The organism is Escherichia sp. MOD1-EC6021 (assembly GCF_002965245.1).
Lineage (GTDB): Bacteria > Pseudomonadota > Gammaproteobacteria > Enterobacterales > Enterobacteriaceae > Escherichia > Escherichia coli_F.
This window is the reverse complement of record NZ_PTRU01000002.1, coordinates 274,387-293,103: the sequence shown is the minus strand read 5'-3', so window position 1 is coordinate 293,103 and position 18,717 is coordinate 274,387. Positions and strand designations below refer to the sequence as shown.

The 18,717-nt window shown below is 50.0% G+C and carries 19 protein-coding genes; 12 read left to right on the top strand and 7 right to left on the bottom strand.

The window, feature by feature from the left end; genetic code table 11:
* Positions 1 to 4: 4 nt before the first annotated feature.
* The gene (locus BEB54_RS03705; protein ID WP_105268678.1) at positions 5 to 823 is read right to left on the bottom strand and encodes a DUF72 domain-containing protein; all 819 of its coding nucleotides are present in this window, start codon (positions 821 to 823) and stop codon (positions 5 to 7) included.
* Positions 820 to 1,386, bottom strand: a complete 567-nt coding sequence (locus BEB54_RS03700) for a hydrolase (protein WP_000891621.1) — start codon at positions 1,384 to 1,386, stop codon at positions 820 to 822. The genes BEB54_RS03705 and BEB54_RS03700 overlap by 4 nt, the downstream gene beginning before the upstream one ends.
* 309 nt (positions 1,387 to 1,695) lie before the next feature.
* Here BEB54_RS03700 and aspS point away from each other — a divergent pair, with 309 nt between their 5' ends.
* Genes aspS through ruvC form a run of 4 tightly spaced genes read left to right on the top strand, consistent with a single transcriptional unit; the run spans position 1,696 to position 5,238 of the window.
* Positions 1,696 to 3,468 carry an aspartate--tRNA ligase gene (gene aspS, locus BEB54_RS03695; RefSeq protein ID WP_032184428.1) on the top strand — a complete coding sequence of 591 codons (1,773 nt, stop codon included), beginning with the start codon at positions 1,696 to 1,698 and terminating at the stop codon, positions 3,466 to 3,468.
* Entirely contained in the window at positions 3,461 to 3,913 is a 453-nt protein-coding gene (nudB, locus tag BEB54_RS03690) for a dihydroneopterin triphosphate diphosphatase (RefSeq protein ID WP_077626310.1), read from the top strand. The genes aspS and nudB overlap by 8 nt, the downstream gene beginning before the upstream one ends.
* Before the next feature lie 28 nt (positions 3,914 to 3,941).
* A complete protein-coding gene (locus BEB54_RS03685) occupies positions 3,942 to 4,682 on the top strand; it encodes a YebC/PmpR family DNA-binding transcriptional regulator (protein ID WP_000907234.1) in 741 nt (246 codons plus the stop codon).
* A 34-nt stretch (positions 4,683 to 4,716) separates the two neighbouring features.
* Positions 4,717 to 5,238 carry a crossover junction endodeoxyribonuclease RuvC gene (ruvC, locus tag BEB54_RS03680; protein WP_001295503.1) on the top strand — a complete coding sequence of 174 codons (522 nt, stop codon included), beginning with the start codon at positions 4,717 to 4,719 and terminating at the stop codon, positions 5,236 to 5,238.
* 1 nt (position 5,239) lies between these two features.
* Here the strand turns inward: ruvC and BEB54_RS03675 are convergent, their stop codons facing one another.
* Positions 5,240 to 5,842, bottom strand: coding sequence for a YebB family permuted papain-like enzyme (locus BEB54_RS03675; RefSeq protein WP_032184426.1), 603 nt, complete (start codon positions 5,840 to 5,842; stop codon positions 5,240 to 5,242).
* A 93-nt stretch (positions 5,843 to 5,935) separates the two neighbouring features.
* Here BEB54_RS03675 and BEB54_RS03670 point away from each other — a divergent pair, with 93 nt between their 5' ends.
* The 4 genes from BEB54_RS03670 (at position 5,936) to ruvB (ending at position 9,180) form a co-directional block, all read left to right on the top strand.
* Complete coding sequence (locus BEB54_RS03670) at positions 5,936 to 6,760, top strand: hypothetical protein (RefSeq protein ID WP_001235962.1); 825 nt, start codon at positions 5,936 to 5,938, stop codon at positions 6,758 to 6,760.
* A gap of 37 nt (positions 6,761 to 6,797) precedes the next feature.
* The gene (locus tag BEB54_RS03660; protein WP_105276930.1) at positions 6,798 to 7,382 is read left to right on the top strand and encodes a hypothetical protein; all 585 of its coding nucleotides are present in this window, start codon (positions 6,798 to 6,800) and stop codon (positions 7,380 to 7,382) included.
* A gap of 167 nt (positions 7,383 to 7,549) precedes the next feature.
* Positions 7,550 to 8,161, top strand: a complete 612-nt coding sequence (gene ruvA / locus BEB54_RS03655; protein WP_000580323.1) for a Holliday junction branch migration protein RuvA — start codon at positions 7,550 to 7,552, stop codon at positions 8,159 to 8,161.
* An 8-nt stretch (positions 8,162 to 8,169) separates the two neighbouring features.
* Positions 8,170 to 9,180 carry a Holliday junction branch migration DNA helicase RuvB gene (gene ruvB, locus BEB54_RS03650; RefSeq protein ID WP_000568522.1) on the top strand — a complete coding sequence of 337 codons (1,011 nt, stop codon included), beginning with the start codon at positions 8,170 to 8,172 and terminating at the stop codon, positions 9,178 to 9,180.
* 146 nt (positions 9,181 to 9,326) lie between these two features.
* Here ruvB and znuB read toward each other — a convergent pair whose 3' ends face one another.
* Complete coding sequence (gene znuB, locus BEB54_RS03645) at positions 9,327 to 10,112, bottom strand: zinc ABC transporter permease subunit ZnuB (protein ID WP_000571478.1); 786 nt, start codon at positions 10,110 to 10,112, stop codon at positions 9,327 to 9,329.
* Positions 10,109 to 10,864 (bottom strand): zinc ABC transporter ATP-binding protein ZnuC, encoded by a 756-nt coding sequence (gene znuC / locus BEB54_RS03640; protein WP_000202996.1) that lies wholly within the window; start codon positions 10,862 to 10,864, stop codon positions 10,109 to 10,111. The genes znuB and znuC overlap by 4 nt, the downstream gene beginning before the upstream one ends.
* Before the next feature lie 78 nt (positions 10,865 to 10,942).
* On the opposite strand from znuC, the gene znuA reads away from it, so the two are divergent.
* From znuA to lpxM, 3 genes are all read left to right on the top strand, one after another.
* Complete coding sequence (gene znuA, locus BEB54_RS03635; protein WP_105277025.1) at positions 10,943 to 11,875, top strand: zinc ABC transporter substrate-binding protein ZnuA; 933 nt, start codon at positions 10,943 to 10,945, stop codon at positions 11,873 to 11,875.
* Positions 11,876 to 11,890: 15 nt separating this feature from the next.
* Complete coding sequence (gene mepM, locus BEB54_RS03630) at positions 11,891 to 13,213, top strand: murein DD-endopeptidase MepM (RefSeq protein WP_032184424.1); 1,323 nt, start codon at positions 11,891 to 11,893, stop codon at positions 13,211 to 13,213.
* A 118-nt stretch (positions 13,214 to 13,331) separates the two neighbouring features.
* Positions 13,332 to 14,303, top strand: coding sequence for a lauroyl-Kdo(2)-lipid IV(A) myristoyltransferase (gene lpxM / locus BEB54_RS03625; RefSeq protein WP_105282133.1), 972 nt, complete (start codon positions 13,332 to 13,334; stop codon positions 14,301 to 14,303).
* Between the two features lie 131 nt (positions 14,304 to 14,434).
* On the opposite strand, the gene pyk is transcribed toward lpxM, so the two are convergent.
* A complete protein-coding gene (gene pyk / locus BEB54_RS03620; RefSeq protein ID WP_000091148.1) occupies positions 14,435 to 15,877 on the bottom strand; it encodes a pyruvate kinase in 1,443 nt (480 codons plus the stop codon).
* A gap of 127 nt (positions 15,878 to 16,004) precedes the next feature.
* Positions 16,005 to 16,874, bottom strand: coding sequence for a DNA-binding transcriptional regulator HexR (gene hexR, locus BEB54_RS03615; RefSeq protein ID WP_001056701.1), 870 nt, complete (start codon positions 16,872 to 16,874; stop codon positions 16,005 to 16,007).
* Positions 16,875 to 17,211: 337 nt separating this feature from the next.
* Here hexR and zwf point away from each other — a divergent pair, with 337 nt between their 5' ends.
* Positions 17,212 to 18,687: a glucose-6-phosphate dehydrogenase gene (gene zwf / locus BEB54_RS03610; protein ID WP_000301730.1), complete on the top strand. Its 1,476-nt coding sequence runs from the start codon at positions 17,212 to 17,214 to the stop codon at positions 18,685 to 18,687.
* The last annotated feature ends 30 nt before the right edge of the window (positions 18,688 to 18,717 follow it).

Here is an 18,717-nt window from a genome sequence, read left to right as displayed (position 1 = left end):
AAATTCAGAAAAGAGAAGATTGCTGTGGAATAGCCGGAACTGCTCCGATCTCTGGAAGCGTTTTACGTAAGTCTTCCCACAGGGTATGTACCAGTTCCGGTGCCTGGGCAATATCTGGCGTATGTAAAAAAAGATAAGGCGTAGTGGTCTGATGCCACTGCGCTAATTTTTGTAACCAAACCTGAAACAACTCTCGGTTTTGCGTCATATCATCACTACCGATAAAACGGATCAGCGGATTTGTCGCCGTCAGCACAGCATGTACGGGAACTTTAGGTTTTTTCCGTTGAGCGTCGCGAATAGCTTCACTGTGTGGGCGTGCTGCATGAACCGGGCGGCTGTCTAAAATCACCCGATTAACGCCGCGCTGATGTAAACCGCGATTAAGTGTTTGTTCCTCTTCCCCTTTGGCGAAAAACTGTGGATGTCGGACTTCCACACCATAATTAAACTCGCCGGGAAGAGAGTCGAGAAAATGCCAAAGCGCAGGCAGATCCCGTGGGCCAAATGTGGCAGGCAGTTGCAGCCAGTATTGCCCAATGCGCGGCGCTAACGGTGACAAGCGAGTCAAAAATCCAGTTACTAAATCATCGCAATGCCGTAATGCTGCCTGATGCGAAATGGTCGCCGGAAACTTAAAACAGAAGCGAAAATTATCTGTGGTCTGCTCACGCCAGCGCAGGACAACCTCGGGTTTCGGCAGAGCGTATAGCGTGGTGTTGCCCTCCACACAGTTAAAATGGCGGGCATACTCTTCCAGGCTGGTTATCCCCAGACGGATCCATTTAGGATGCGACCATTGCGGCAGACCGATGTAAATCATAATGCGTTGAGGATCTCTTCCACACTGCGCACACGGGCGATGCGTGGGTAGATATGGTTGATGCTGTTATTGTGCTGCTCGGCGCTGGCGGCGCTGCAGGCGTCTTCGGCAATCACCAGATTAAAACCAAGTTCCCAGGCATTGCGGGCGGTGGATTCAACACCGATATTGGTCGAGATCCCACATAATACTATTGTATCGATACCCCGGCGGCGTAATTGCAACTCCAGATCCGTACCGTAAAACGCACCCCATTGACGTTTGATGATTTCGATATCGCTGTCGGTTGCACCTAATGCAGCAGGATGTTGCCACCAGTTTTCGGGTAACACTTTAGCGGGGGAGGGGGCATCAACCGGCTGTTTTAATGCTTCGGCATAATCGGCAGACCAGCCAACGCGCACCAGAAACACGGGCTGACCGCTCGCGCGAAATTTCGCCGCCAGCTTCCCGGCGCGATTAACCACCTCATCGGCAGTATGCGGGCCACCGGCAAAAGGTAAGATGCCTTCTTGTAAATCAATCACCACCAGCGCAGTGGTTTTAGCATTCAGTTCAAGCATGTTGTCTCCTGATAAAACGAAATCGTGCCTTTCACCTTAATGCGATTAGCTGATGGCGGAACGACAAATTTTGTTAATTTTTATGAGTTCGGGCAACACCTTTATAGCAAACTGGCGTAGAGTCTGATTTCAGGCCCGATATAAAGTGGTAACGAGGCGTTCCAGCGCGGGCCAGGCTCTTACGGTGCGGCAGAATTTCCAGTATAATAGCCGCCTTTTTTCATTCAGTTGTGACATACAGCTAACGCTGCGACTTGGTCACCTGCGCAGCAGGGGGCATCCGCCGGCAGCTAAGTTAAGGGATATCTCATGCGTACAGAATATTGTGGACAGCTCCGTTTGTCCCACGTGGGGCAGCAGGTGACTCTGTGTGGTTGGGTCAACCGTCGTCGTGATCTTGGTAGCCTGATCTTCATCGATATGCGCGACCGCGAAGGTATCGTGCAGGTATTTTTCGATCCGGATCGTGCGGACGCGTTAAAGCTGGCCTCTGAACTGCGTAATGAGTTCTGCATTCAGGTCACGGGCACCGTACGTGCGCGTGACGAAAAAAATATCAACCGCGATATGGCGACCGGCGAAATCGAAGTGCTGGCCTCCTCGCTGACCATCATCAACCGCGCAGACGTTCTGCCGCTTGACTCTAACCACGTCAACACCGAAGAAGCGCGACTGAAATACCGCTACCTCGACCTGCGTCGTCCGGAAATGGCTCAGCGCCTGAAAACCCGCGCTAAAATCACCAGCCTGGTGCGCCGTTTTATGGATGACCACGGCTTCCTCGACATCGAAACTCCGATGCTGACCAAAGCCACGCCGGAAGGCGCGCGTGACTACCTGGTGCCTTCTCGTGTGCACAAAGGTAAATTCTACGCACTGCCGCAATCCCCGCAGTTGTTCAAACAGCTGCTGATGATGTCCGGTTTTGACCGCTACTATCAGATAGTCAAATGCTTCCGTGACGAAGACCTGCGCGCTGATCGTCAGCCTGAATTTACTCAGATCGATGTGGAAACTTCTTTCATGACCGCGCCGCAAGTGCGTGAAGTGATGGAAGCGCTGGTGCGTCATCTGTGGCTGGAAGTGAAGGGCGTGGATCTGGGCGATTTCCCGGTAATGACCTTTGCAGAAGCAGAACGCCGTTATGGTTCTGATAAACCGGATCTGCGTAACCCGATGGAACTGACTGACGTTGCTGATCTGCTGAAATCCGTTGAGTTCGCGGTATTCGCAGGTCCGGCGAACGATCCGAAAGGCCGCGTTGCTGCTCTGCGTGTTCCGGGTGGCGCATCGCTGACCCGTAAGCAGATCGACGAATACGGTAACTTCGTTAAAATCTACGGCGCGAAAGGTCTGGCGTACATCAAAGTTAACGAACGTGCGAAAGGTCTGGAAGGTATCAACAGCCCGGTAGCGAAGTTCCTCAACGCTGAAATCATCGAAGCCATCCTGGATCGTACTGCCGCGCAAGATGGCGATATGATTTTCTTCGGTGCCGATAACAAGAAAATTGTTGCCGACGCGATGGGCGCATTGCGTCTGAAAGTGGGTAAAGACCTTGGTCTGACCGACGAAGGCAAATGGGCACCGCTGTGGGTTATCGACTTCCCGATGTTTGAAGACGACGGTGAAGGCGGCCTGACGGCAATGCACCATCCGTTCACCTCACCGAAAGACATGACGGCGGCAGAGTTGAAAGCTGCACCGGAAAATGCGGTGGCGAACGCTTACGATATGGTCATCAATGGTTACGAAGTGGGCGGTGGTTCTGTGCGTATCCATAATGGTGATATGCAGCAGACGGTGTTTGGCATTCTGGGGATCAACGAAGAGGAACAGCGCGAGAAATTCGGCTTCCTGCTCGACGCCCTGAAATACGGTACTCCGCCGCACGCAGGTCTGGCATTCGGTCTTGACCGTCTGACCATGCTGCTGACCGGTACCGACAACATCCGTGACGTTATCGCCTTCCCGAAAACCACGGCGGCAGCGTGTCTGATGACCGAAGCGCCAAGCTTTGCTAACCCGACTGCTCTGTCCGAGCTGAGCATTCAGGTTGTGAAGAAGGCAGAGAATAATTGATATGACTTATAAGCGTCCCGTTTCTATTCTGGTGGTTATTTATGCGCAAGATACGAAACGGGTGCTGATGTTACAGCGGCGTGATGATCCCGATTTCTGGCAGTCGGTAACCGGCAGTGTGGAAGAGGGGGAAACCGCGCCGCAAGCCGCCATGCGCGAAGTAAAGGAAGAGGTCACCATTGATGTTGTCGCTGAACAACTGACCTTAATTGACTGTCAGCGCACGGTGGAGTTTGAAATTTTTTCACATTTACGTCATCGCTATGCGCCGGGCGTAACGCGTAATACGGAATCTTGGTTCTGTCTTGCACTCCCGCACGAGCGCCAGATCGTTTTCACTGAACATCTGGCCTACAAGTGGCTTGATGCGCATGCTGCGGCGGCGCTCACAAAGTCATGGAGCAACCGGCAGGCGATTGAACAGTTTGTAATTAACGCTGCCTGAACAGGCAGGGCTACCTGGAGATATTTTTATGGCAGGTCATAGTAAATGGGCCAACACCAGACATCGTAAAGCTGCGCAGGATGCTAAGCGCGGTAAAATCTTCACTAAAATCATTCGTGAGCTGGTAACCGCGGCTAAGTTGGGCGGTGGCGATCCGGATGCTAACCCGCGTCTGCGAGCAGCTATTGATAAAGCACTGTCTAACAACATGACCCGTGACACCCTGAACCGCGCAATTGCCCGTGGTGTGGGTGGTGATGATGATGCAAACATGGAAACCATCATCTACGAAGGTTACGGTCCTGGCGGCACGGCAATCATGATTGAATGTCTGTCTGATAACCGCAACCGTACCGTTGCTGAAGTGCGTCACGCATTCAGCAAATGTGGCGGTAACCTCGGTACTGATGGTTCCGTAGCCTATCTGTTCAGCAAAAAAGGCGTGATCTCCTTTGAGAAAGGCGATGAAGACACCATCATGGAAGCAGCTCTGGAAGCTGGTGCTGAAGATGTTGTGACCTATGATGATGGCGCGATTGACGTCTACACTGCATGGGAGGAAATGGGCAAAGTACGCGACGCTCTGGAAGCTGCAGGTCTGAAAGCAGACAGCGCGGAAGTTTCCATGATCCCGTCCACCAAAGCTGATATGGATGCAGAAACCGCACCGAAACTGATGCGTCTGATCGATATGCTGGAAGATTGCGACGACGTGCAGGAAGTCTACCATAACGGTGAAATCTCTGATGAGGTTGCAGCGACTCTCTGATGAGGCCTGCTAAACAGCAAAACGGAGACGCGTGATGGCTATTATTCTCGGCATTGACCCGGGTTCGCGCGTGACCGGCTATGGCGTCATCCGCCAGGTGGGCAGGCAGCTGTCCTACCTGGGTAGCGGATGTATACGCACCAAAGTAGATGATTTACCGTCTCGTCTTAAGCTCATCTATGCGGGCGTGACGGAAATCATCACCCAGTTCCAGCCTGATTATTTCGCCATTGAACAAGTCTTTATGGCTAAAAATGCCGACTCGGCCCTGAAGCTGGGGCAGGCGCGTGGCGTGGCGATTGTGGCGGCGGTGAATCAGGAATTACCAGTATTTGAATACGCGGCACGTCAGGTAAAGCAAACGGTGGTAGGTATTGGTAGTGCCGAAAAAAGCCAGGTGCAGCATATGGTCCGCACCTTGCTGAAACTCCCCGCTAATCCTCAGGCGGATGCCGCTGATGCGCTGGCAATTGCCATCACCCACTGCCACGTTAGTCAGAATGCGATGCAAATGAGCGAATCGCGGCTGAACCTGGCGAGAGGGCGACTGCGTTAAGTTATACCGCCTCGGTCAATTCAGGCTGAGGCGTTTCTACTCCCTCCGCATGAATCAACACCAAACCCGGATGATGCCACAAACTGGCTGGCGTGACGGTTTTACGCTCCCACGGAATAGAACCTAAGAACCAGAATTTCCAGAAAGTGAGTTTTGCATTCGGATTGCTATTTAACAGTTCTCCAAACGTCTCTATTTCACCCACTGGAATACATAGCGCCTCTTTATAAATATCAAAAACGAATTTTGAACAGAACTGGCGGGATGATTCGTATTTAAAACCGGTGTGGTAGAACTTATGCAACCGGGCAGGGACCTTTTCGACAAGAGCAAGTTTCTGCTCTGCGGTTAAACCTCCTGCCAGGCGGCGAACACCGTAGCGTTGATCGGTCGACCGTTCAATAAATCGTGACAAAGTTGTGATTGTGGAGAGCGGAACTCGACTCTCCGCAACCAGGTAATCATCACCGTCATGTCCAATGATTATCCCCACATGGTTGCTCCAGCATTTCGAGGCTGCAGAGATTTGCCCAAACAGGCGAGCACCGATGCAGGTAAAAACAATATCACCGGTTTCATATTTAGCTGGGTAATTTATTTTCACTATATCAATCCATTATTTATATATAAAACAGCATCTATCTTTCGTGATGGTAAAGCATTAGCATTGTATTGTAATAATAACAAGGAATGTTTTATGCGGTTATTTATTAATGTGATAATTATAGTTTCGATCAGTCAATGCGTGAATGTATTTGCTCAAGATAATGTCATCCGCTATCCCTGGCGATATGGACGTATTTCTTTAAATGAGAATAATGAGTTTGTGCCTCAAATTATTCATATGCGTGATGATATCTACGGCGTGGGTGAAGCTGGTGCAAGCCTTAACGATGCGAGAATGGCGCAAAGTGGTGTCACCGTGAGGCTTAGCGTTATACAGCAGGGGCAGGTGGTGAATGCTTTACTGGATTTCTACAATAGCAATAATCAACCTGCTTATATCTTTGAAGGTGGTTTGATGCCTTGCAATAAAGCCTTTGACATCACAACAAGCAACATTGTCCTTGATGGGATGTGTGGAATTTATGATGGGGTCGATGGCTGGCAAGTTATTCCTGCGGGTGATCATTATAAAGAATCATTTTCACTCACTCAGGCTTTTGAATTTCTGCCGGGAAAACATCATTATAAAATTAATGCCGGAAGTTTTATCATCAGAGTGGGGGATGATATTTTTGCAAGAGAGGACGCCGAAAGCATTCTTTTTGATTTGATTAACTGGCGATATGGCTATGTGCTAAAAAGTTATGAAAGGGTGTCGAAGGGGGATTTGATGGCAGGATATTATGCTCTGTATGAATACTCAGGCGCTGACATAATTGATGAGTATGATATTTACTCAAACCAGGTCTCGATTGATCTTAATGGTGACGAGTTAGCGCATACGGAGTCATATCAGTGGCGTATTGATAGTGGAATGATCCCGCAAAAATTCAGCGTTCAGGGACTCGCTGAATGATTAGTCCTCTACCTGCTTGCCAGATACAGAGGCGCGGATGAATTTATCAAGCGTATTCAATCAGCTTTTAATCTCATTTGCTCTTGCCGGGACGTTGATATTAAGCATCTATCTCATGGAAGCTCACTACCCACGTTTCAGGAAGCCAATTGCGCTCTTTTACTTCTTTTTAGCGATTTATACCAGTTATGCTGCCGTTCTGGAGTATGAGTACCACCGCAATAGCTTGACTACGCTCGCAAAAGTTTCTTCGGTTCGTTATACCAGTAATTTTGAGCGTAGCGCCTCGCACTCCTGCAATTTACTGCGGGGAGGAAGGATTGATTGCACGGGGCTGTATGCCTATGACCTGACCTGGCAGATTGACGGTAAGACCTGGAATTTGCATGTTGAGGACAAGCGTATAAAACCAGGAATCACCATGTGCGTGAAGGTTGTAAAAGATCGCCCCGCCATCGGGAAACCCTGTGAAAACGTGTTTTTCAATATCAGCCCTTTGCCGATTCTGATAGCTATATGGGCAATAAGCGCATTTATATTTGCGGTCTTACTCCTTCACCAACTAAAAAAATGCCGCGAATGGAAGCACGCCAGCAAGGAACGTGGAAAAATTGGCCATTAGAAGTCAAAGAAAGAGTGCGATGTAAGGTGATTCATAGAAAATTTCAGATACCGTGAGCCAAAGGATTATCAGTTCTGAAATGATTTAATATCATCCCTCGCTGGATATCTATCCAGCATTTTTTTATCATACAGCATTATCTTTGATTCATTACGCAGGAGCGTCATGTGATAGGCAGACTCAGAGGCATCATCATTGAAAAACAACCCCCGCTGGTATTAATTGAAGTGGGCGGCGTAGGCTATGAAGTGCATATGCCGATGACCTGTTTTTATGAACTCCCTGAAGCGGGTCAGGAAGCGATCGTTTTCACCCACTTTGTGGTGCGTGAAGACGCGCAACTGCTGTACGGTTTTAACAATAAACAAGAGCGCACGTTGTTCAAAGAGTTGATCAAAACCAACGGCGTTGGGCCTAAACTGGCATTGGCAATCCTCTCCGGAATGTCAGCGCAGCAGTTCGTTAATGCCGTTGAGCGTGAAGAGGTGGGGGCTCTGGTGAAACTGCCGGGTATTGGCAAAAAAACCGCCGAACGCTTGATTGTCGAAATGAAAGACCGATTTAAAGGTTTACATGGCGATCTCTTTACGCCAGCTGCCGACCTGGTACTCACGTCACCTGCCAGCCCGGCGACCGACGATGCTGAACAGGAAGCGGTTGCCGCGCTGGTGGCGCTGGGCTATAAACCACAAGAAGCAAGCCGGATGGTGAGCAAAATCGCTCGCCCTGACGCCAGCAGTGAAACATTAATTCGCGAAGCCCTACGCGCCGCGTTATGAGGTAAAGGATGATTGAAGCAGACCGTCTGATTTCTGCCGGTACCACTTTGCCGGAAGATGTGGCAGATCGCGCCATTCGCCCCAAATTACTGGAAGAGTATGTTGGTCAGCCGCAGGTTCGTTCACAGATGGAGATTTTCATCAAAGCAGCGAAACTGCGCGGCGATGCCCTCGATCATCTGTTGATTTTTGGTCCTCCGGGTTTAGGTAAAACTACGCTTGCCAACATTGTCGCCAATGAAATGGGCGTGAATTTACGCACGACTTCCGGTCCAGTGCTGGAAAAGGCGGGCGATCTGGCAGCGATGCTCACTAACCTTGAACCGCATGACGTGCTGTTTATTGATGAGATCCACCGTCTTTCACCAGTGGTGGAAGAGGTGTTGTATCCGGCAATGGAAGACTACCAACTGGATATTATGATTGGTGAAGGTCCGGCGGCACGCTCCATTAAAATTGACTTGCCGCCGTTTACTCTGATTGGTGCAACCACGCGCGCAGGTTCGCTGACATCACCGCTGCGTGATCGTTTTGGTATTGTGCAACGTCTGGAGTTTTATCAGGTGCCGGATCTGCAATATATCGTCAGTCGTAGTGCCCGTTTTATGGGGCTTGAGATGAGTGACGATGGCGCGTTGGAAGTTGCTCGCCGGGCGCGTGGTACGCCACGTATTGCCAACCGTCTGCTGCGTCGTGTTCGCGATTTTGCCGAAGTGAAGCACGATGGCACCATCTCGGCGGATATCGCCGCCCAGGCACTGGATATGCTGAATGTTGATGCTGAAGGTTTCGATTATATGGACCGCAAATTGTTGCTGGCGGTAATCGATAAGTTCTTTGGTGGGCCGGTAGGTCTGGATAACCTGGCGGCAGCCATTGGCGAAGAACGTGAAACCATTGAGGATGTACTGGAACCTTATTTGATTCAGCAAGGCTTTTTGCAGCGTACACCGCGCGGGCGTATGGCGACAGTGCGGGCGTGGAACCACTTCGGCATCACGCCACCAGAAATGCCTTAAGTTGAATAAGGCATTCAAGCCGCTTCCGACATTGGCGATAAGCCTGATGCGACGCTGTTCGCGTCTTATCAGGCCTACCAAAAGTAGCGAACCGTAGGTCGGATAAGGCGCTCGCGCCGCATCCGACAAATGTGTTCAGCGACAGATTAGCTGGCCTGCTTTTTCATCATACTGATAATAAATAACAGTGCCGCACATAGCACTACCGACGGACCCGCCGGCGTATCGTAAAATGCGGAAAAGGTTAAACCGCCAGTTACTGCCACCATTCCCACCAAAACAGCGACACCGGCCATCTGTTCCGGCGTGCGGGCAAAGCGACGCGCTGTAGCTGCAGGAATAATCAGCAGCGAAGTAATAATCAACGCGCCGACAAATTTCATCGCTACACCAATCGTCAATGCTGTCACCAGCATCAACAACAATTTCACGCGCTGTAATTTCACACCATCAACAAACGCCAGATCCGGGCTAATCGTCATTGACAGCAAATTGCGCCATTGCCAGAACAGAATCGCCACTACGATGACCACGCCAATCGCAATAGAGATGAGATCTTCTGGCGTCACTGCCAGCAAATCACCGAACAGGTAAGCCATCAAATCAACACGAATGTTAGACATCAGACTAACGACCACCAGGCCCAGCGACAGGGCACTGTGCGCCATAATCCCTAATAACGTGTCGATCGCCAGCTGTGGGCGCTTCTCCAGCCATACCAGACCGCCCGCCAGCAGCAGCGTAACGGCAATTACCGCATAGAATGGATTCACGTCCAGCAATAAACCAAACGCGACGCCAAGTAATGAGGCATGAGCCAGTGTATCACCGAAATAAGACATACGACGCCAGACTACAAATGAACCCAGCGGACCCGCGGCACAGGCGAGCATGATCCCGGCTAACCAACCAGGAAATAATAATTCAATCATGAGCGATCATTTCCCCGACGCAAAACAATTCGTCCCTGTAAATCGTGACGATGATTATGATGATGGCGATAGATACCCAGTTGTTCAGCACCACGAGGACCAAACATAGAAATAAACTCCGGATGCAGGGAAACAACTTCCGGTGTGCCGGAACAACAAATGTGGTGATTCAGGCAAAGCACTTCATCGGTTTTTGCCATTACCAAATGCAGATCGTGAGACACCATTAAAACGCCACAATCCAGTTCGCGACGCAACTGGTCAATAAGGTCATATAACGCCACCTGACCATTCACATCCACGCCCTGAGTGGGTTCATCCAGCACTAATAATTGCGGTCGATTTAACAATGCTCGCGCTAACAATACACGCTGTGTTTCGCCACCCGAGAGCTTTTGCATCGGTGCGTTAATCAGATGCCCGGCCTGGACACGTTTCAGTGCAGGCAATATATCTTCTTTATGTGTGCCAGGGCGTAAGCGTAAAAATCGATTTACGGTCAGTGGCAATGTGGTGTCGAGATACAGCTTCTGCGGTACGTAGCCGATGCGCAGTTTTCCGTTGCGCTTGATAACCCCTTCATCGGGTGTTACCAGTCCGAGCACTACCCGTACCAGTGTCGACTTACCTGCGCCATTTGGCCCAAGTAAAGTTAAAATTTTTCCAGGTTTAAGTTCCAGCGACACATCAGAGAGGACGCGGCGTTGGCCGAAAGAAACCGAGACATTTTCCAGGGAAACCAGACTTGTCATGTTAATTTTAGTCTTGCAGTAGTCATGAAATGTTATAATATCACACTTCTCATATTCATTACGATGATTGGTCGCATTATGTTACATAAAAAAACGCTTCTTTTCGCAGCATTATCCGCCGCTCTCTGGGGTGGTGCAACACAGGCCGCAGATGCTGCCGTTGTCGCTTCGCTTAAACCCGTTGGGTTCATTGCTTCTGCCATTGCTGATGGGGTAACAGAAACGGAGGTTTTACTACCTGACGGCGCTTCAGAACATGATTATTCACTGCGTCCATCAGATATAAAACGCTTACAGAACGCGGACTTAGTCGTTTGGGTTGGCCCGGAGATGGAAGCGTTCATGCAAAAACCGGTAAGTAAATTACCTGAAGCGAAACAGGTAACGATTGCGCAGCTAGAGAATGTGAAACCGCTGCTGATGAAAAGTATTCACGGCGATGATGATGATCACGACCACGCGGAAAAAAGTGACGAAGATCACCATCACGGCGATTTCAACATGCATCTTTGGCTCTCCCCAGAGATAGCGCGGGCTACAGCGGTTGCAATCCATGGAAAATTAGTGGAACTTATGCCGCAAAGTCGAGCCAAACTTGACGCCAACCTGAAGGATTTTGAGGCACAATTAGCCTCAACCGAAAAGCAGGTTGGTAACGAGCTCGCGCCGCTCAAGGGGAAAGGTTATTTCGTTTTTCACGATGCTTACGGCTATTTCGAAAAACAGTTCGGACTGACACCGCTTGGTCATTTTACCGTTAACCCTGAGATTCAACCTGGCGCGCAGCGTTTACATGAAATAAGAACACAGTTGATTGAGCAAAAAGCAACCTGCGTTTTTGCTGAGCCACAGTTCAGGCCAGCGGTCGTTGAGAGCGTCGCACGAGGGACATCCGTTCGTATGGGAACGTTGGATCCCCTGGGGACGAATATCAAACTGGGTAAAACAAGCTATTCAGAATTCCTGAATCAATTAGCCAACCAGTATGCGAGCTGCCTGAAAGGAGATTAATGAGGAAGTGATTACGTGCAACAGATAGCCCGCTCTGTCGCCCTGGCGTTTAATAATTTACCGCGACCACACCGCGTTATGTTGGGGTCGCTCACCGTTCTTACTCTGGCCGTCGCTGTCTGGCGGCCCTATGTTTATCACCGCGATACCACGCCAATTGTCAAAACCATTGAGCTGGAACAGAACGAAATTCGTTCGCTCTTACCTGAAGCCAGTGAGCCGATTGATCAAGCTGCACAAGAAGATGAAGCCATTCCCCAGGATGAACTGGATGACAAAATCGCCGGTGAAGCGGGCGTGCATGAATATGTTGTTTCCACTGGCGATACGCTAAGCAGCATTCTCAATCAGTATGGTATTGATATGGGGGATATCACCCAACTGGCTGCTGCTGACAAAGAATTGCGTAACCTGAAAATCGGTCAACAACTTTCCTGGACATTAACCGCGGACGGCGAATTGCAGCGCCTTACCTGGGAAGTATCTCGTCGGGAAACCCGAACCTATGACCGTACTGCCGCTAACGGTTTTAAAATGACCAGCGAAATGCAGCAAGGAGAGTGGGTCAACAATCTGCTGAAAGGTACCGTCGGGGGAAGCTTTGTTGCCAGCGCCAGAAACGCCGGTTTAACCAGCGCCGAAGTGAGCGCAGTGATTAAAGCCATGCAGTGGCAAATGGATTTCCGCAAACTGAAAAAAGGCGATGAATTTGCGGTGTTAATGTCACGAGAAATGCTTGATGGCAAACGTGAGCAAAGCCAACTGCTGGGCGTACGTTTGCGTTCAGAAGGTAAAGATTATTACGCAATCCGCGCTGAAGATGGCAAATTCTACGATCGTAACGGTACTGGTCTGGCGAAAGGATTCTTGCGATTCCCGACGGCGAAACAGTTCCGTATCTCGTCTAACTTTAACCCGCGTCGTACTAATCCGGTGACTGGTCGTGTTGCGCCACACAGAGGTGTTGATTTCGCCATGCCACAGGGTACGCCAGTGCTTTCAGTGGGTGACGGTGAAGTGGTGGTTGCCAAACGCAGTGGCGCAGCAGGTTATTATGTGGCTATTCGTCATGGTCGTAGCTACACCACGCGTTATATGCACTTGCGTAAGATTCTGGTGAAACCAGGACAGAAAGTGAAACGTGGCGACCGTATCGCGCTTTCCGGTAATACTGGGCGTTCAACCGGGCCGCATTTGCACTATGAAGTCTGGATCAACCAGCAGGCCGTAAACCCGTTGACGGCAAAACTGCCGCGTACCGAAGGACTGACTGGATCCGATCGTCGCGAATTCCTGGCGCAGGCCAAAGAGATTGTGCCGCAGCTACGGTTTGATTAATTAACATCCATTCGCAGCCGGTACGCAGTCAGTACCGGCTTTTTTATTTGGTGCGAGGCAAGTTGCGCCGCTACACTATCACCAGATTGATTTTTGCCTTATCCGAAACTGGAAAAGCATGGAAACGAAAAAAAATAATAGCGAATACATTCCTGAGTTTGATAAATCCTTTCGCCATCCTCGCTACTGGGGAGCATGGCTGGGCGTAGCAGCGATGGCGGGTATCGCTTTAACACCGCCAAAGTTCCGCGATCCCATTCTGGCACGGCTGGGACGTTTTGCCGGACGACTGGGAAAAAGCTCACGCCGTCGTGCGTTAATCAATCTGTCGCTCTGCTTTCCAGAACGTAGTGAAGCTGAACGCGAAGCGATTGTTGATGAGATGTTTGCCACTGCGCCGCAAGCGATGGCAATGATGGCTGAGTTGGCAATACGCGGGCCGGAGAAAATTCAGCCGCGCGTTGACTGGCAAGGGCTGAAGATCATCGAAGAGATGCGGCGTAATAACGAGAAAGTGATCTTTCTGGTGCCGCACGGCTGGGCCGTCGATATCCCGGCCATGCTGATGGCCTCGCAAGGGCAGAAAATGGCAGCGATGTTCCATAATCAGGGCAACCCGGTTTTTGATTATGTCTGGAACACGGTGCGTCGTCGCTTTGGCGGTCGTCTGCATGCGAGAAATGATGGTATTAAACCATTCATCCAGTCGATACGTCAGGGCTACTGGGGATATTATTTACCCGATCAGGATCATGGTCCAGAGCACAGCGAATTTGTTGATTTCTTTGCCACCTATAAAGCGACGTTGCCCGCGATTGGTCGTTTGATGAAAGTGTGTCGTGCGCGCGTTGTACCGCTGTTTCCGATTTATGATGGCAAGACGCATCGTCTGACGATTCAGGTGCGCCCACCGATGGATGATCTGTTAGAGGCGGATGACCATACGATTGCGCGGCGGATGAATGAAGAAGTCGAGATTTTTGTTGGTCCGCGACCAGAACAATACACCTGGATATTAAAATTGCTGAAAACTCGCAAACCGGGCGAAATCCAACCGTATAAGCGCAAAGATCTTTATCCCATCAAATAAAAAAAGCCTCTCGCGAGGAGAGGCTTCCGCCGTGTGATAAGTTCAAGTTTGCTTCAGAAGATTCGAAATCTGTTGAACTATCATTGAACTGTAGGCCGGATGAGGCGTTTTCGCCGCATCCGGCAACGTACTTACTCTACCGTTAAAATACGCGTGGTATTAGTAGAACCCACGGTACTCATCACGTCGCCTTGGGTGACAATCACCAGGTCACCAGACATCAAGTAACCTTTATCACGCAGCAGATTAACCGCTTCGCTGGCAGCTGCTACGCCGTCATTAGCGCTATCAAAGTGCACCGGCGTAACGCCACGATAGAGAGCAGTCAGATTCAGCGTACGTTCATGGCGCGACATAGCGAAAATCGGCAGACCGGAGCTGATACGGGAGGTCATCAGAGCGGTACGACCCGATTCGGTCATAGTGATGATCGCCGTAACGCCTTTCAGGTGGTTAGCCGCGTACATTGCTGACATGGCGATAGCTTCTTCCACATTGTCGAACTGAACGTCCAGACGGTGTTTAGAAACGTTGATGCTCGGGATTTTTTCCGCACCCAGGCAAACACGCGCCATGGCTGCAACGGTTTCTGAAGGATACTGACCAGCAGCAGTTTCTGCAGACAGCATCACAGCGTCAGTACCATCCAGAACGGCGTTTGCTACGTCCATGACTTCTGCACGCGTCGGCATCGGGTTAGTAATCATTGACTCCATCATCTGGGTCGCAGTGATTACCGCGCGGTTTAGTTGACGTGCACGACGGATCAACGCTTTCTGAATGCCGACCAATTCTGGATCGCCAATTTCCACACCGAGGTCGCCGCGAGCAACCATTACCACGTCAGAGGCGAGGATGATGTCATCCATTGCATCCTGGCTGCAAACGGCTTCCGCACGTTCAACCTTGGCAACAATTTTCGCATCACAACCTGCGTCGCGAGCCAGGCGGCGTGCATAGTTCAGATCTTCGCCGCAGCGCGGGAAGGAAACAGCCAGGTAATCTACGCCAATCAACGCCGCAGTCTTAATGTCTGCTTTGTCTTTTTCGGTCAGCGCTTCAGCCGACAAACCACCGCCGAGTTTGTTGATACCTTTATTGTTGGAGAGCGGACCGCCGACGGTCACTTCGGTGAATACTTTCATGCCTTGAACTTCCAGTACTTTTAACTGGACGCGACCATCGTCCAGCAGCAGGATGTCACCGGGCACGACGTCAGCAGGCAGGCCTTTGTAGTCGATACCGACTTTTTCTTTATCGCCTTCACCTTTACCCAGGTTGGCGTCGAGCAGGAATTTATCCCCAATATTGAGGAAAACTTTGCCTTCTTTAAAGGTGGATACACGGATTTTGGGCCCCTGGAGGTCACCCAGAATAGCCACATGACGCCCCAGTTTTGCGGCAATCTCACGAACTTTATCCGCGCGCATTTTGTGATCTTCAGGAGAGCCGTGAGAAAAGTTCATCCGTACAACGTTTGCACCCGCAGCGATAACTTTCTCAAGGTTATTATCGCGATCTGTTGCTGGGCCTAACGTGGTAACGATTTTTGTTCTGCGAAGCCTTCTGGACATGTAATACTCCGTTGACTGAAACAACCAGGTGTTGCTTGAACATGAAATCCGAATGAAATAACGCCGTTATGGCGATAAAGTAATCTCATTCGGATGTCGTATAAGATTAGAACAGTGACAGTCGTTTTTAGCGATCGTCACTTAAATTAAGTAACTGCTTATCAAAACGCGATTCCTTCAGCGCTTCCTTGACCCGCTTCAAGTTATCTCTGAATTTTGCACCACGTCGCAAAGTAAAACCTGTTGCCAGCACATCTATCACGGTCAGCTGTGCAAGTCGAGAAACCATGGGCATATAAATGTCAGTATCTTCCGGTACATCGAGGGTAATTGCCAGCGTTGCTTCCCGGGCGAGCGGGGTACCCGCAGAGGTGAGGGCAATCACCATGGCGTCGTTTTCCCGTGCCAACTGCGCCAACTCGACCAGATTTTTTGTTCTTCCAGTGTGAGAAATCAGCACCACCACGTCTCCGTCGCTACAATTCATACAACTCATGCGTTGCAGCACGATATCATCGGAGTACACCACCGGAACATTAAAACGAAAGAACTTATTCATCGCATCGTGGGCAACGGCGGCAGAAGAGCCTAATCCAAAGAAAGCGATTTTTTTTGCCTGAGTGAGCAAGTCGACGGCGCGGTTAACGGCAGATTTATCCAGTGAATGACGGACATGATCGAGCGTTGCCATTGCGGACTCAAATATTTTCCCCGTGTATGATTCAACGCTGTCATCTTCATTGACGTTGCGATTAACATAGGGGGTGCCATTCGCCAGACTTTGTGCCAGATGCAGTTTAAAATCAGGAAAACCGCGCGTGTCCATACTGCGACAGAAACGATTCACCGTCGGTTCACTAACATTGGCCTCCAGCGCCAGAGCAGCAATACTCGAATGGATCGCGTTATCGGGCGAAGCCAGAATGACCTCGGCAACTTTGCGCTCTGATTTGCTCAAATGTTCCAGCTGAGACTGGATTTTTTCCAGCATATTCATGATGTAAAGAGACTCACGGGTAATGACGATTTCCGCACTGAAAGAAATCGAAATGCAGTTTTGTCAGATATTACGCCTGTGTGCTGTGTTAATGACAAAAGCAGATAAAAAAGTTGTTATTTTTTTTCATAACATGATCAGTGTCAGATTTTTACCCAATGGAAAACGATGATTTTTTTATCAGTTTTGCCCCACTTTGCGCGCTTTTACCGTAATCGCACGGGTGGATAAGCGTTTACAGTTTTCGCAAGCTCGTAAAAGCAGTACAGTGCACCGTAAGAAAATTACAAGTATACCCTGGCTTAAGTACCGGGTTAGTTAACTTAAGGAGAATGACATGGCGGTAACGCAAACAGCCCAGGCCTGTGACCTGGTCATTTTCGGCGCGAAAGGCGACCTTGCGCGTCGTAAATTGCTGCCTTCCCTGTATCAACTGGAAAAAGCCGGTCAGCTCAACCCGGACACCCGGATTATCGGCGTAGGGCGTGCTGACTGGGATAAAGCGGCATATACCAAAGTTGTCCGCGAGGCACTCGAAACTTTCATGAAAGAAACCATTGATGAAGGTTTATGGGACACCCTGAGTGCACGTCTGGATTTTTGTAATCTCGATGTCAATGACACAGCTGCATTCAGCCGTCTCGGCGCGATGCTGGATCAAAAAAATCGTATCACCATTAACTACTTTGCCATGCCGCCCAGCACTTTTGGTGCAATCTGCAAAGGGCTTGGCGAGGCAAAACTGAATGCTAAACCGGCACGCGTAGTTATGGAGAAACCGCTGGGGACGTCGCTGGCGACCTCGCGGGAAATCAACGATCAAGTTGGTGAATATTTTGAGGAGTGCCAGGTATACCGTATCGACCATTACCTTGGTAAAGAAACGGTGCTGAACCTGTTGGCGCTGCGTTTTGCTAACTCTCTATTTGTGAACAACTGGGATAATCGCACCATTGACCATGTTGAGATTACCGTGGCAGAAGAAGTGGGGATCGAAGGTCGCTGGGGCTATTTTGATAAAGCCGGTCAGATGCGCGACATGATCCAGAATCACCTGCTACAAATTCTCTGCATGATTGCGATGTCTCCGCCGTCTGACCTGAGTGCAGACAGCATCCGCGATGAAAAAGTGAAAGTACTGAAGTCTCTGCGCCGCATTGACCGCTCCAACGTGCGCGAAAAAACCGTACGCGGGCAATATACTGCGGGCTTCGCCCAGGGCAAAAAAGTGCCGGGCTATCTGGAAGAAGAGGGCGCGAACAAGAGCAGCAATACAGAAACCTTCGTGGCGATCCGCGTCGACATTGATAACTGGCGCTGGGCCGGTGTGCCATTCTACCTGCGTACTGGTAAACGTCTACCGACCAAATGTTCTGAAGTCGTGGTCTATTTCAAAACACCTGAACTGAATCTGTTTAAAGAGTCGTGGCAGGATCTGCCGCAGAATAAACTGACTATCCGTCTGCAACCTGATGAAGGCGTGGATATCCAGGTACTGAATAAAGTTCCTGGCCTTGACCACAAACATAACCTGCAAATCACCAAGCTGGACTTGAGCTATTCAGAAACCTTTAATCAGACGCATTTAGCAGATGCCTATGAACGTCTGCTGCTGGAAACCATGCGCGGTATTCAGGCACTGTTTGTACGTCGTGATGAAGTAGAAGAAGCCTGGAAATGGGTGGACTCCATTACTGAGGCGTGGGCGATGGACAATGATGCGCCGAAACCGTATCAGGCCGGAACCTGGGGACCGGTTGCCTCGGTGGCGATGATTACCCGTGACGGTCGTTCCTGGAATGAGTTTGAGTAATATCTGCACTCATCCTTTATGGTTATTTTA